Here is a 15705-nt window from a genome sequence, read left to right as displayed (position 1 = left end):
TGATCGGCAGGGGAGGAGCGGAGGCTGTGTGAAAACGCGTTTCGGACCTGGAAGCGCCCTTTGACCGGGCCGCCAAATGGCTGATCTGGCGCTTTGTCGCGCATGGCGGCCAATCGGGACGCGAAAGCCTTCTTCCGTGAAACGGTTCAGGCCCGTGTTTTTACAAAGCCTCGGTCGTTGCCGGTCGGGCACCGTCTGAAGGTCGCCTTTCCGGAGGGCTCTTAGAGTCGGGTTATGGCGCGGCGCTGTCGTTGGGGCGCGAGTTCGCGCCCCGGCTCGCCGAGCGCGATGTTCTGGTCCAGGCCTTACGCGTGCCCTCGGCCTCAAGCTCGCGGGGGTTTGCTCGGACGCCGCGGCGACAATCTACGGCGACGATTTCGCCATGGAGCGACCGGCGCAACAGGTCGCGGCCGTCCTGAACAGTGTCGATGGCGCCGCCCGGCGATGCGGCGACCATAAGTCTCTCCTGATCAGATCGCAGCGAACGGGCGGATGCGGTTCAGAACCGCATCCGGAGGCCGGCATTGGCTCTCAAACTGTTGCTGTCGCCGAAGTTCGACAGGGCGGTGTTCGCCGAGGCCTCCGAGAAGACGGTAAACCGGCCGTCGTCCCAGCTATAGCTTCCGCCGACGCCCAGCTCGCCCCACAGGCGATCCTCGCGGCGCAGCAGCGGGGTGTTGGAAACATCCACCCGCGAGCCGTCGAGCGTCTCATATTCGAGATTGGCGATGCCGTAGAAGTGGGTGCGGGCCGTGCCGCCGCTCCGCCGCCGCCAGGTCTTCTGATGGTCCAGCGAAAGGCCGAGCCGGCCGCGCAGGCTGTCGCCGTCTTTCGACGACACGATCGCGTCGTGGGGGTCGAAGAACGCGCCGAACCGCACGGTCGAGTAGGCGATCTGCGCCTGCGGCGTGAGGCTGAAGCCGCCGCCGATCGGCAGGCGCTGGCCCGCTTCGAGGCTAAGCGCCTCGCCCGAGCCGTCGCTGTCGTCGACGAGCCTGCCCAGCACGTCGGAGTCCAGGTCGCTGTCGTACCAGCTCGCCTGCGCCTGGGCGTCGGCATAGAACCCGCCATTGCCGTACCAGGTGAGCGTCGCGCCGAGGCTATAGCCATCGGTGTCGATCCGGCCGTTGCCGAACCGCGAGCGGATCCGCGCGTCGGCCGCGCCATAGCGACCGTTGACGCCGGCGATGAGCACGCCGCGATCCGCATCGAGGACGGCGGCGTCAAGGCCGAACTGGACGCTCCAGGTGTTGGTGTTGACGTCGGCGCCGCTGGTCGAGACGGCCGCTTCGGGACGCAGGCGGCTGCCTTCGATCCGGCCCCACATGCCGATGCCCGAGGCGCTGAAGCCCGACCATTGGCGATTTCCGGCCCGCTCTTGCAAGGTCGGCAGACCGTTGAGGGTCTGCAGCGTGCTTACATAGCTCTCGTAGAGGGGCGCGCCGGGTTGATAGAGTGGCCCCTGCGGAACGTCCGGCTCTTCCGGACCGTCGAGCAGCGTCGAGCGCAGATACCAGTCGCCATCGGTGGGCGTCGACACGCCATTCTTGAGAAGTCTGTAACCAAAAGCGCCGGCGATCACCGCCGGACTGCCCTCGAAGTCATAGTCGCCGCGCAGGGTGAACGTTCCGGTGGAGGCCCCGCCGGTCACATCGACGATCTTGACGCCTTCCACCGTCTGCGCGCCAAGCCCGCCCCGGTTGATGACGACAACCTCCGTGGCGCCCGACGTGCCATTGGTGACCACCAGCCGGTCCGCCGGCGACGAGTCTCCTCCGAGTTCGGCTTCGATCTCGAGCTTGCCGCCGTTCCCGGTATAGCTGCCCGCGACCGTCAGCGTGCCGATCGAATTGCCGGGCGCGATCGTGCCGGAATTGACGGTGGTGCACACCGTGCCCGTCCCGCCAAGACGGCCGCCAGCAAGCACGTTCACATCGCCGCACAGGCTGCCGTTGACCGTCAACGTACCTTCGACCCGCGTGCTCCCGGTGAAGCCCGAGCTGTCGCCGGTGAGGAGCAGCGTGCCCGCCCCCGCCTTGGTCAGCGCGCCAGCGCCCGAGAGCCGTCCGTTGAACGTGAACGTCGTGTCGCTCGCGGTGGAGATCGCGCCGGCGCCGGCCACGACGATGTCGCGGGCGCTGGTAATATCGGCGCTGGTCGCCAACGTGCCGCCGTCGAACGTCACGTCGCCCGCGGCCGCGCCGAGGTTGGCGTCGGCCGAGATCCGCACCGTGCCGCCGTTGATGCTCGTGCCGCCGGTATAGCTGTTGGTCCCACTGAGCTCGAGCGTGCCCGCGTCCGTCTTGATCAGCTGGGTCGCGCCGTCGAGCGCCGCGCTGATCGTCGCGGTGAATCCAGCGCCTGCGACGCTGCCGTCACCGACGCGGACCGTCGATTGCGGTCCGGTCAGGGCGATCGCGCCGCCGGTGATCGTGTAGCCGTTCGCCGCGAACTGCATGCCGCCAGCGGTCACCTGGCCAGGGCCATTGTCCACCGTCACCGTGCCGCCCGCCCCGCCGAACACCGCGAAGGCGCCGTCCGAATAGGCCGCGTTCACGGCGCCCGTCGCTTCGGTCCAGTTGTCATTGCCGGTTCCGGCCTGCCAGGCGCCGGCGCCGCCGTTGATCACGCCGTTGTTCTTCGGCCCGGCGGCGCCGTCCCAGAAGGAGAGCGTCAGCCCGGCGCTGTTCACGAGATTGATCTGGCCGGCGATCGAGGTCTGCACCGCCACGCTGCCGCCGCCGGGCATCGAGCCCAGCGTCAAGCCGTTGTCGGTGAGTGTCCCGCCATAGTTGAACACCCGGTAGATGCCGGTCTCGAACGCGCCACCTGTCGGCACGGTCACGTTGATCGCGCCGTCGAGCGTGAGGTTGCCGCCGACATTGACGAGGTCGTTGAGCGCGCCGCCGGCGACATTGGCCTGGCCGAACGCATAGTCGAGCGTCGCGGTCTGAGCGATCGCCAGATTGCCGTTGATCGTCAGCGTGCCGACGCCGCCCGCCCCCGGGGCGAGCGTCCCGGCGAGGTTCACATCGCCGCCGATCGTGCCGACGCCGCCAAGGCTCGCGCCCGAGGCGATCGTGGTCGCGCCGGTCGCACCGGCATAGTCACCATTGACCAGCAGCGTGCCGGCGGTGACGTTGGTCGCGCCCGCGTAGCTGCCGGTTCCGGAGAGCACCAGCGCGCCGGTTCCGCTCTTGGTCAGGCTGCCCGCGCCGGTGACCATGCCGCTGAGGGTCAGCGTGGAACCTGCATCGGTGCGGAACACGCCGGCGCCGGCGAGATCGACCGCACGCGCGGAGCTCATGTCCGCACGCGTGGCCAGCGTGCCGCCGTTGAGGCTGAGTCCGCCCGTGGCCGCGCCGAGATTGGCGTCGCTGGCGATGTGGAGCGTGCCGCCGTTGATCGCTGTACCGCCGGTGTAGAGATTGGCGCCGGTCAGGGTGAGCGTGCCCGCGTCGGTCTTGACCAGCTGGGTTCCGCCGGTGAGCACGGCGTCGATGGTGGCGGTGTAGCCCGCCCCCGCCGCCGTGCCGTCGCCGACGCGGATCACCGACTGCGGACCGGTCAGGGCCAGCGCATCGCCAGTGATCGTATAGCCGTCGACCGCGAACTGCAGGCCCGAGGCCGTGACTGGGCCCAAGCTATTGTCGATCGTGACCGTTCCAGCCGCACCGGTGAAGATCGCGAAGGCGCCGTCGGCATAGCCGGCGTTCACCGCGCCGGTGGCGTCGGTCCAGCTGTCGTTGCCGGCGCCGCCTTGCCAGACGCCGGCGCCGCCGTTGACCGCACCGTTGAACCCGGGCCCGGCCGCGCCGTCCCAGAAGCTGAGGGTTGCGCCGCCGACGTTGATCAAATTGACCTGATTGGCGACTGACGTCTGCACGAACACGTCGGCGCCCGCCGGGAGCGCACCGAGAGAAAGACCGTTGTCGGTGAGCGCGCCGCTATAGTTGACGACGCGGTAGAGGCCGATATCGAACGCGCCGCCCGGTGTGATCGCGACATTGAGCGCGCCGTCGAGCGTCAGGTCGCCGCCGACATTGACGAGATCGTTGAACAAGCCACCCGGATTGTTCGCCTGGCCAAACTCGTAGTCGAGCCGCGAGCCGCCGCCGAGTGCGAGATTGCCGTTGATCGCAAGCGACCCGGCGCCGCCCACGCCCGGTGCGAGCGTGCCGCCGTCCGCCACGATGACATCGCCGCCGATCCTTCCCGAGCCGCCCAGCGTGGCGCCCGAGGCGATAGTGGTGAGCCCAGTCGCGGCTGCCTGGTCGCCGTTGACGAGCAGCGTGCCGGCGGTGACGTTCGTCGCGCCGGTATAGCTGTTGGCGCCGCCCAGCGTGACGGTCCCCGCGCCCGTCTTCACCAACGCGCCGCCGGCGCCGGTGATCGCGCCGGTGACGGCCGTGCTGTTACCCGTCCCGAAGGTCAGCGTCTTGCCGCCGAGGGCAATCGCACCCCCGCCGGAAAGATCGCCGATCGTCGTGCCCGGCCCTGTCAGGCCGGCGATGCTGAAGGTCGCGCCACCGTTCACGGTCACTGCGCCGCCTGAATAGAGCGATCCGGCGCCGCTCAGTTCGAACGTCCCCGAAGAGACGGTGGTGCCGCCGGTGTAGCTGTTGGCCTCGAAGAACCGCACCGCGCCGTTCGGAGCCGCGATCACGACGTGGCCGCCGACGCCTCCGGCGATGCCGCCATCGGCGATCGTTCCGGACCAGTCGCTGAACGCGTTGCCGAGGCCGAGCGTCAGCACCTTGCCGCCCAGGGCTATCGTGCCCGCAGGACCGCTGTTGAGCTGGACGACGCGGGCGCCGGTGGTGGTCTGGGAGATGTCGAAGACGGCGCCTCCGGCGATCACCAGATTGCCGGCCCCGATGGCGCCCGCGCCCGCGAGCGCCATCGTGCCGTCGGTGATGGTGGTTCTGTTGCTGTAGGTGTTGGCGCCCGTCAGGGTTAGCGTGCCGGAGCCGAGCTTGTTGAGGTCGTTGCCAGCCGAATTGTTGGCCCCGTCGCCGATCGCGCCGGCCAAGGTGACATTGAAGCCTTGGGTGTCGATGCTGTTCGAGGTCGGGCTACCCAGCTGGATATTGCGCGCCGAGGTGAATGAGGCTCCTGCCTGCAGGACGCCCCCCTGAAGAGACAGCGAGCCCGTCGCGGTCCCGAGATTGGCGTCGCTCGACACCTGGACGATGCCGCCGCCGACGGTGGTTCCGCCCGAATAGCTGTTGGTCCCGCTCAGGATCAGCGTGCCGCCGCCCAGCTTGGTGAGCGTGCCCGTGCCCGAGATCACGCCATCGAGCGTGAAGGTGTCGCTACGATTCACCACCAGCGCGGCATCGTTGACGATGTCGCCGGCGATGCTGCCGGTCGCGCCGCCATTGCCGAGCGCCAGCGTACCGCCGTCGATTCGGGTGCCGCCCGTGTAGCTGTTGGCGCCGGTGAGCACGAGGGCGCCGAGATCGGTCTTGACCAGCCCCGCGCTGCCTGTGATCTCGCTTGCAATGGTCGCGGTATAGCCTGCGCCGGCCGCGCTGCCGTCGCCGACCTGGATCAGCGCCTGCGCGCCGGTAAGGGTCAGCGCGTCGCCGGTGATCACATAGCCATTGCTCGCGAACTGCATGCCCGACGCGCGGACGTTGCCGCTGCCATTGTCGACGCTCACAGTGCCCGGCGCGGCCGAGAAGATCGCGAAACTGTCCGGGGTGTAATCGGCGTTCAGCGCGCCGGTGCTCTCGGTCCAGTCGTTCGAGCCGCCGCCGATACGCCATATGCCGCTGCCGCCGTCGATCTGGCCGTTGTTTTTCGGGCCGACCGCGCCGTCCCAGAAGCTCAGCGTCAGCCCGGCCGAATTGACGAGGTTGATCTGTCCGGCGACCGCGGTCTGCAGCGATACGGCGCTGCCGCCCGGCATGGCGCCCAAGGTGAGACCGTTGTCGGTGAGCCCGCCGCCATAGTTGAACACGCGGTAGAGGCCCGGACCGAAACTGCCTCCGGTCGGCGCCGACACGTTGAGCGTCCCGTCGAGCGTCAGATTCCCGCCGACATTGACGAGGTCGTTGAGCGACCCTCCCGCAACATTCGCCTGGCCGAACTCGAAGTCGAGCACCGACCCGGCGCCGAGCGCCAGATTGCCGTTGATGGTGAGCGTGCCGACATTGCTGGCGCCGGCCGCGAGCGTCGCGCCGTTGGCGAGCGTCACGTTACCGCCGATCACGCCGCTGCCGCCAAGCAGGGCGCCGGAAGCCACGCTGGTCGGGCCCGTGGCGCCGGTCTGGTCTCCATTGACGAAGAACGCGCCCGCATTGACCAGGGTGTCGCCCGCATAGCTGTTGGCTCCGGTCAGGATCAGCGTACCCGCGCCATTCTTGGTCAGATTGCCCGCGCCATCGATCACCCCCGTCAGGCCGAACGTGGTGCCGGCGACGGTCAGCAGGGCGCCGTTGCCCGCGAGGGCTACCGCGCGGCTGCTGTCGAAGTCGGCCGTCGTCTCGAGCGTGCCGCCGTTGAAGGTGAGGCCGCCCGCTGCATCGCCAAGATTGGCGTCGCCGGAGATCCGAAGCACGCCGGCATTGATCGCAGTCCCGCCAGTGTAGCTGTTGGCGCCGGTGAGCAGGAGCGTGCCGAGATCCGATTTCAGCAACTGGGCCGTACCGGTCAGTTCAGCCGTGATGGTCGCGGTCGTGCCTGCACCCGCCGCCGCGCCGTCGCCGACGCGAATCGTCGCCTGTGTGCCGGTGAGGGTGAGGGCGTCGCCCGCAATCAGATAGCCATCGGTCAGGAACTGCATGCCCGCCACGTTGACCGCGCCAAGGCTTTCATCGACCGTGACGGCGCCTGCGGCGCCCTGGAACACGGCGAATGCGCCGTCGGCGAACGGAGCATTGGGAATGCTGCCGTCATCCACCCAATTGTCGTTGCCCGTGAAGCGTTGCCAGACACCGTCGCCGCCATTGACGACGCCGTCATTCTTCGCGCCGTTGCCGTCCCAGAAGCGGAACTGGAGCCCCGAGGTGTTCACCAGGTTCACCTGATGGGCGACCGAGGTCTGCACGTAGAAATTGGGTGGCAGGGTCGTGTCGAGCCCGTTGTCGGTGAGGGTCCCGCCATAGTTGATGAGGCGATAGAGGCCCGGATCGATGCTGCCGCCCGCCGAGGTCTGCAGGTTGAGCGCGCCATCGAGCATGAGGTCGCCGCCGACATTGACCAGATCGTTGAGCGCACCGCCCACGACGTTCGCCTGACCCAGATTGACGTTCAGGGTAGAGCCCGCCGCGAAGTTCAGATTGCCGTTGATCGTCAGCGCGCCCGGCGCGATGCCGATGTCGCCCGGATTGATCGTGCCGCCGGCCACGGTGACGTTTCCACCGATCGTTCCCACGCCGCCGAGCGTCGCGCCCGCGGCAATCGCGGTCAGTCCGGTCGCTCCGGTCTGGTCGCCGTTGACGATCAGGGCGCCGCCCAGGACGTTCGTCGCTCCGGTATAGCTGTTGGCGCCCGTCAGGATGGTGGTTCCGGCCACCTGGTTGACGCTGCCGGCGCCGCTGATCAGCGTCGTGAAGCTATAGGCCGGATCATTGTGGTTGAAGTTGACTCGCGACGTCGTGCTTCCAAGGCTGAGCGACGCGGCATTGAGGGTTCCGGCCGCCACGGCGGCTAGGCTCTCGCCGCCGCCGATGTTGAGCACACCGGTCGCACCGGCATTGTCGGCCAGCGCCAGCGATCCGCCGACGCTCATCAGCCCGCGATCGGCGAGGGTGACCACGCCCGTACCGACACCGCTGCCGACAGTGAGATTGCCCGTGGTGGTGAAGCCCGAATTGGCGCCCGAGACCAGCAGGGTTGCCGGTCGCGCCGCCGAGACTGAGCCGATCGTCGCGGTGGTGAAGCTCGCCGCGCCGCCGTTCAGCAGCGAGAAGGTCCCGTTGGTCATCGCGAGCGAGTTGGTGCTCGTCCAGTTGGACCCGGCGCCGGTGATCGTGACGAACGGCGCGGTCGTGTTGCCGGCCGCCGCACCGATCTGGCTTGCCCCGCCGGTGCGCAGTGCGCCGCCTGCGCTGAGCGTGGCGCCCGCGATATTGGAGCTGATCGACGTCCCCACCAACAATCCGCCGGTGACGTCCGCGAGCGAATCCGCGCCCGATATATTGAGGCTCGTGAGGACGGGGGCAACCGGCGCGTTGCGAAGTACCAGATTGCCGACCGTCGTTCTGAGCACGCCGCCATTCTGGACATTCACAGTGGCGACGATACCGGAACCAGATTGAGTTTGCGCAGTGAGCGCTGTGGTACTGAAGACCGAACCGCTTCCATCGATGCTGAGCACCGCCGAGGTAATACCCGTGCCGCCGCCGGAACTGACCGTGTTCCCGCTGGCGACGCGAAGCTCGCCCGCCGTGACATTGGTCAGGCCGCCATAGCTGCTGTTGCCGGTCAGGCTGAGCACGCCGGCGCCGGACTGGGTGAGCGTGCCGGTGCCGCTGATGCTGCCGCCATAGGTATAGGCGTTGCTGCGCTGGAACTCGAGCGCGCCATTGTTGACAATATCGCCGACGATGCTGCCCGTCGTGCCACCACCGCCGACCTGGAGCGTACCGGCCGCAATGGTCGTGCCCCCGCTGTGGGTGGCGTTGCCAGTCAGCAGCAGCAGGCCGGTTCCGCTCTTGGTGAGCCTGCCGCCGCCGGTGACGCCACCGGTCAGCGTCAGGGTAGTGCCCGTATTGGTGAAGGTTCCCGCACCGGTCAGGGTGACTGCCCGGCCGATCCCCATATTCGTGGTGGTGTTGAGCGTGCCGCCGTTGAAATCGATACCGCCTGCAATATCGCCGAGATTGGCATTGCTCGCGATGCGCAGCGTGCCGCCGTTGATCGCGGTGCCGCCCGTGTAAGTGTTCGCGCCGCTTAGGACCAATGTGCCGAGGTCGGTCTTCACCAGCCGGGTGGCGCCGGCGAGCACCGCGCCGATCGTGGCGGTGTAGCCGGCGCCGGCGGCCGTGCCGTCGCCCACGCGGACCATCGAGTCCGGGCCGGTCAGCGTCAGCGGGGCGCCGTTGACGAGATAGCCGTTGCTTGCGAACTGCAATCCGGACGCAGTCACCGCGCCGCCGCTATTGTCCACCGTCACCGTGCCGGCGGCGCCGGCGAAGATGGCGAGCGTACCGTCGGCATAGGCGGCGTTCACGCTGCCGTCGGAATTGGTCCAGTTATTGTCGGAGCCACCAAGATGCCAGGCGCCGCTGCCGCCATTGATCACATTGTTGAACTTCGGCCCGGCGCCGCCGTCCCAGAAGCTCATCGACAGGCCGAGCGAATTGATCAGATTGACCTGGCCGGCCACTGAGGTCTGAACGGTGACGCTGCTGCCGACCGGCAGCACGCCGAGCGTGAGGCCATTGTCGGTGAGCGTGCCGCCGTAGTTGAACGCGCGGTAGATGCCGCCGCCGAAGGCGCCGCCGGCCGATACGCCGACGTTGATCGTGCCGTCGAGCACCAGATTGCCGCCAACATTGACAAGATCGTTGAGCGGGCCGCCTACGACGCCTGCCTGACCGAACTCGAAATTGAGGATCGAACCGCTCGCCAGCGACAGATTGCCATTGATCGTCATCGTGCCGGGGCTGTTGCCCGGTGCGAGGATGCCGCCATTGGCCACGTTCACATTGCCGCCAATGATGCCGCTGCCTCCGAGCACCCCGCCCGAGGCGACGCTGGTGAGACCGGTCGCGGCCGACTGGTTGCCGTTGATCAGCAGCGTGCCGGCATTCACATTCGTGACGCCGGTATAGCTGTTGTTCCCCGTCAGCGTGACCACGCCGGCGCCCGTTTTCGTGACCGATCCCGTTCCCGAGACGAGGCCGCCAAATCCGATATTGTCCGAGCGATTGAAGACCAGCGCGCCGTTGTTGGCCACATCGCCGAGGATCGTGCCGCTGGCGCCGCCATTGCCGAGCGACAGCGTGCCGCCCGAAATGGTCGTGCCGCCCGTATAGCCGTTTGCCCCGGTCAGGGTCAGCGTGCCCGCGCCCGCTTTGGTGAGTCCGCCCGCACCGGAAACCACACCGCTGAGCGTGAAGCCGGTTCCGGCATCGGTCAGCATCGTGCCCGCGCCGGTCAGCGTCGCGGTGCGCGCGCTGCTGATGTTCGCGGTCGTGCGCAAGATGCCGTTATTGAAGCTGAGCGGACCCGCGGCCGCGCCCAGATTGGCGTCGCTGGAGACCTGCAGCGTCCCGGCATTGATGGCCGTTCCGCCGGCATAGCTGTTGACGCCCGCCAGGATCGTCGTGCCTGCGCCTGCCTGCCGCACCGAACCGGCGCCGGAAATCACGCCATTGAACGTGATGGTGTCCGAGCGGTTGAACGCCAGCACGCCATTGTCGACGACGTTGCCGGTGATGCTGCCGCTCGTCCCGCCATTGCCGAGCTGCAGCGTGCCGGCGCTGATCGTGGTGCCGCCGGTGTAGCTGTTGGTGCCGGTCAGGATCGTGGCGCCGGCGCCGAGCTGTCGCACCGAGCCTGTCTGCGTGATGACGCCGCCATAGGTCAGCGTATCGGATCGGTTGAAGCCAAGGATCCCGAGATTGTTGACCGTGGCGCTCACGATCGAGCCCGTCGTGCCGCCATTGCCGAGAATGAGCGTCCCGGCGTTGATGTTGGTCGGACCGGTATAGCTGTTGGCGCCGGTCAGCAGCCAGGCGCCGGCGTCGTTCTTCGCCAATGTGGTGATGCCGCTGCCCGAATTGCCGATCGATCCGGCCAGCGTGTTGTTGCCGCTATTGGCGCCGCCAAGCGCGATGGTGCGCGCCTGGTTGGCGCCCGCCAGCGTCACCAGCCCGGTGTCGGTGAAGACGATTGCGCCGGCGCCCGAGGACTCGATGAAGGTGGTCCCGGCCGAAAGCGTGAACAGCCGGTTGGTGGTGTCGCCCGCGCCGGTGTAGCGCAGGGTCGAGTTGTTGCCGATCACCAGATTGGCCGCGGCGGCCGACGACGCGCCGATGCTGCTCGCCACGCCGCCGTCGCTCAGTTTGCTGACGCCGAGCACGCCGCCGTTGATCGTGGTGATGCCGGTATAGCTGCTGCCGGCATTGTTGAGGGTCCAGGCGCCGACGCCATCCTTGGTCAGCGAGGTCACGCCCGCGCCATTGTTGGTGATCTGGGCGGAAAGGCTGTTGTTGCCAATATTGGCCCCGCCGATGGCCAGCGTCTGGCTGGCGCCGGGCGTGGTGAACGCAATCGGCGCGGCGCCGGTAAAGGCAATCGCACCCGTACCCGAAGCTTCGAGCCGACTGGCGGCCGAGGCGCCAAGCGTGAATAGGCGATCGGTGCTGCCGCCAGCGCCGGTGTAGCGCATCGTGCCGCCATTGATGATCAGATTGCCGGCGTTCGCGGCGGAGGCGCCGATGGCGCTATTGTTGCCGCCATCGGCGAGGCACGAGACTTCGAGCACGCCGCCGTTGATTGCGGTGCTTCCGGTATAGCTGCTGCCGCAGCCGCTGAGGATCTGGGTGTAGCCGCCATTCTTGACGAGGCCGCCGCTGCCGCTGATGGCGCCGGCGTAACTGGCGGCCCCGGAAGCCACATTGAGCGTCAACGCCGCCGTGCCGAGCGTGACATTGCCGCCAAGAGCGCCACCGCCACCCAGATAGCCCACGGTGGTGTTGAAATTGTTGAGATCGAGGGCGACCCCGGCGGTGTTGCCGAGCGATACGCCGCCGGTCCCGAATGCGTTCGTCCTGCCGGCGCGCAATATGCCGCCGATGATCGCCGTGCCGCCGGTGTAGCTGTTGGCGCCGGACAGAAGCAGCGCGCCGGCGCCTGCCTTCTGCAAGGCCCCTGCACCCACGACCGCGCCGCTGAATTGAAGCGTGGCGGCGGGATCGCTGACCGTGAGCGTGCCGGTCCCGCCGAGCGTGAACCCACGATCGGTGCTGGCGCTGCCGCCGGAATAGATCAGATTGCCGTTGCTCAGGACCAGATTGGCGGACGCGCTGCTCGATGCTCCGATGGCGCTGGCGACGCCGCCATTGGCGATGCAATTCACGCTCAGCGTTCCGCTGACGATCGACGTGGCGCCGGTATAGTTGTTGTTGCAGCCGGCGAGCGTCTGGACGCCGCCTGCCGTCTGGTAGAAGCCGCCGCTGCCGCTGATCGTGCCGGTGAATGTGCCGCTGATTCCGCCCGAGGTCAGCGTGGCGGAGCCCAGCACGACCGAGCCGGCGCCGGAAAGCGCGCCGACCCTGTTGGCGAATCCGGCGAGATTCAGCGTCCCCCCGGCGTCGACGGCCATGAGCGCGGTCTGGCTCCCGAACGCCTGCACCGATCCCGCGCGCAGCGTACCGGCGCTGACCGTCGTTCCGCCGGTGTAGCTGTTGGCGCCGGACAGCAACAATGTGCCGTCACCTTCCTTGATCAGCCCGCCGGAACCGATCGCCGTTCCGCTGAGCGTCAGCGTCGCGGCGGGATCGCTCACCCCGATCCGGCCATTGCCCGTGCCCAGCGTGAAGCCGCGGTCGCTGCTGGCCGTGGCGCCGGTATATTGCAGCCCGCCGGCGTTCTGGAGCACGAGGTTGGCCGCATCCGCCGACGATGCGCCGATGCCGCTCGCCACGCCGCCATTGGCCAGCGTGCTGACCGCCAGGGCGCCGCCGGACACCGTCGTGACGCCGGTATAGTCGTTTGCCGCATTCGCCAGCGTCAGCGTGCCGGCGCCCGTCTTGATAAGGCTGGCGTCGTCCGGGCCGCTGACCGCGCCGGAGAAGGTCAGGTTGGCGGCAGCGTTGGTGATCTGGATCGTCCGCGACGGACCGCCGTTCACCAGCGTGAAGCCGCGATCGGTCGTCGCGGCGCCACCGGTATATTCCAGCGTCCCGCTCTCGATCACCAGGTTCGATGCGGCCGCCGACGAGGCGCCGAGACTGCTTGCAACGCCGCCATTGGCGACGCTGTTGACGACGAGCGTACCACCGCTGAGCGTGGTGCCGCCGGTATAGCTGTTGGCGCCGGTCAGCGAGACCTTGCCGGCGCCGCCTTTGATGAAGCCGGTGGCGCCGCCATTGTCGACGATCGTCGAGGCGATGGTGAGCGCGCCCGTGCCCGTACCATTGTGGAGGACGCCGAGAGTGCCCCCACCGGCGCTGCCGGTAAGCGAGCCGCCGGTGATCGTCTGGCTGGCGTTGCCGATGCTCGCGGCGACGATGATCGTGCCGTCCACGCCGAGCGTGTTGGCGCCGCCGACGGTGACGGTGGAATTGGCCGCGGCGGTATATTTGAGGCCGCCGAGCTGCACATTGCCCGAGACGGTGTTGCCGAAGGGCGTGTTGAGCGCGCCTCCCGTATCGGCGACCACGTCGCCGGTCAGCCAGGTGCTCGCATCGTCCTTGTTCGCATAGCTGGCGAAAGCGATGACATTGCCCGCCAGCACCTGCGCATAATCGGTGCCGTTGACCGTCGCCCAGCCAAGAGCCGCATCGCCGTTGGTCGTGGTGATCGCGCCGCTGGCCGGCAGCGTGAAATCAATCAGGCCGCCCGTGCGGCTGAGCGCGCCGAGGTTCAGCGTCATGCTGCCGCCCGCGCCGGAAGTCGCGACGAGCCGGTTGTTGCCGGCGGTGACGTTCAGGCCGTTGAAGCTCTGGCTGTTCGTCGCGCCCGCCGCGCCGGTGACGGCGAGCGTGCCTCCGGCCATGTTCAGAGTCGACGTGGCCGAGAGGATGTCGCTGGTCGGCGCTCCCGCTCCTGCGAAATTCAGCGCCAGCGTGCCGCCATTGATCGTCGTGCTGCCGGTGTAGGTGCTTTGCCCGGCCAGCGTCAGCGTGCCGGTGCCGCGTTTCACGAGATTGCCGTTGCCGGTGATGCTGCCTGCATAGTTCGTGCTGGCGGCGCCGTTGACGGTCAGCCCGCCGCCGCCGAGCGCCACGCTGCCGCCCGTTCCAGCGAGCGAGGCGACCATGATATCGTGCGCGTTGAGGTCGAGCGTGCCGCCATTGACGGTCACTGCGTTGGGCGCGCCGAACGCCTGGTCGCTGCCGGCCCGCAGGGCGCCGCTCGCAACCGTGGTCGCGCCGATATAGGTGTTGGCTCCGCTGAGCAGCCAGGCGCTCCCCGCCGCGCCGTTCATGATTACGCCGCCGTTGCCGGAAATCACTCCCGACATCGTGTTGTTGCCGGCGAAGCTGCCGCCAAGGGTAAAGCTGTCGGCCGGAGCCGCGGCATTGAACGCTAAGGCGCCGCTGAGGACGAGCGCACCGGCGCCGTCGTTGAGGACGCTGCTGCTGCCGTTGATCGACAGCGCCCGATCGGTGCCGCCGCCGGCGCCGGTATAAGACAATATGCCATTGTTTATGGCGATGGCGCCGGTGCCGGTCATGCCGGTGCCCAGCGAACTGTTGGTTCCCCGGTTCGCCAGCGTGCTTGCCCGGACGGTGACGCCGCCGATTGTGGTGGGCGCGGTAAAGGTGTTGGCGCCGCCCAGCGTGATGGTACGCGCGGTGCCGCTGCCCTGGAAGAAGATCGGCCGGAATCCGGAAATGACGCCCAGCAATTCCATGTCGGCCGTCTGGGCGCTGAACGCCACGAAGACCGTGGTCAATCCGCTCTGGGAGAAGTTGCCGCTCAGCGACAGCGTCCCGGTTCCCTGATTGATCAGGGTGATCCCGCCCCCGCCGTTCCGCATCGACCAGGCGCGATTGGAAACGTCTCCGTCGCCGGTATAGACGGCGCTCGCGCTGCCAGCGCCGGTTTCCGAGCCGATGAAGATCGCGTTGCCGGCGCCCAGCGCGCTCGCCTGGCCGATATTGCCGACCGAGCTGAAGCTCAGGCTGACGCCGTTGGCATTTAGGTCGCCGGTGAAGTCGTTGGTGTTGTCGCTCAGCGTCGTCGACTGGACGAGCTGGAGGGCGCCGGCGCCGGTGATGTGCGCCGAACCCACCCCGCCGCCGATGCTCGCCGAGCCGGCGAGGGTGACGACGCGGGTGGAGGCCAGCGCGCCGGCGCTGCGTAGACTCGCGCCTGCGGAGAGAGTGATGTTGTTGCCGAGACCAAGAGCAGAATCGCCGTTGACCGTCAGTATGCCCCCGGTGAGATTGATCCCGCCCGTGAAGGTGTTGGCGCCGTTCAGGGTCAGGGCGCCGGCGCCCGCCTTGGTCAGTCCCGCATTGCCCGCAAGGATCGAATTGATGGTGGCGGCGCCGTTCGTCGTGATCGTCGGCGTCACGCCGGCAAGCGTCAGCTTATTGCCGGTGAGCGTGTAAGTGGTGCCGGCATCGAAGGTGAGATTGTGCGCGATGATCGGCGTGGCCAGCGTGACCGTGGCGTTCGTGCCGCTGGGGCCGCCGAAAATGGCGTTGTCGATCCCGGCATTGTCCCACGCGGTATAGGGACCGCTGACACCATCGGCATTGGGGCTCCATGTCGGCGCGCTGGTGTTCCAGGTGCCCGCGCCGCCGCTATTGGCGGCCGTGCCGTTGGGGTCCCAGTATCTGTCCAACTGCGCATGGGCGATCGACGGCTGGCTGATCAACGCCATTACGGCGAGCGAGGCGCCACAGAGCAGGCGTCCATTGCGACGACCGACGGGACTGGAGGGGCGATAGGCTAGCGGCAATGGCCGCGGACGATCAGCCGAATGTGACCGAGCCTGCTTCTTCGTCATCTTTAACCCCGTACGCAACACGAAACGCCACCCGAAGCGAGAGCCTCGGACGGAAACCTATT

General features: G+C 68.0%; 1 protein-coding gene. It reads right to left on the bottom strand.

What is annotated here, in order from left to right; genetic code table 11:
- Positions 1–499: 499 nt before the first annotated feature.
- Positions 500–15517: an autotransporter-associated beta strand repeat-containing protein gene (locus tag J2X41_RS17740; RefSeq protein WP_310083725.1), complete on the bottom strand. Its 15018-nt coding sequence runs from the start codon at positions 15515–15517 to the stop codon at positions 500–502.
- Between the last annotated feature and the right edge of the window lie 188 nt (positions 15518–15705).

Source organism: Caulobacter sp. BE254, from assembly GCF_031457295.1.
Lineage (GTDB): Bacteria > Pseudomonadota > Alphaproteobacteria > Caulobacterales > Caulobacteraceae > Caulobacter.
The sequence above is the reverse complement of the archived record's forward strand: the minus strand, read 5'-3'. Positions and strand labels throughout refer to the sequence as shown.

Excerpts from the sequence above, each read along its gene's own strand:
- J2X41_RS17740 (WP_310083725.1), bottom strand. The coding sequence starts at position 15,517 with ATGGCGTTGATCAGCCAGCCGTCGATCGCCCATGCGCAGTTGGACAGA.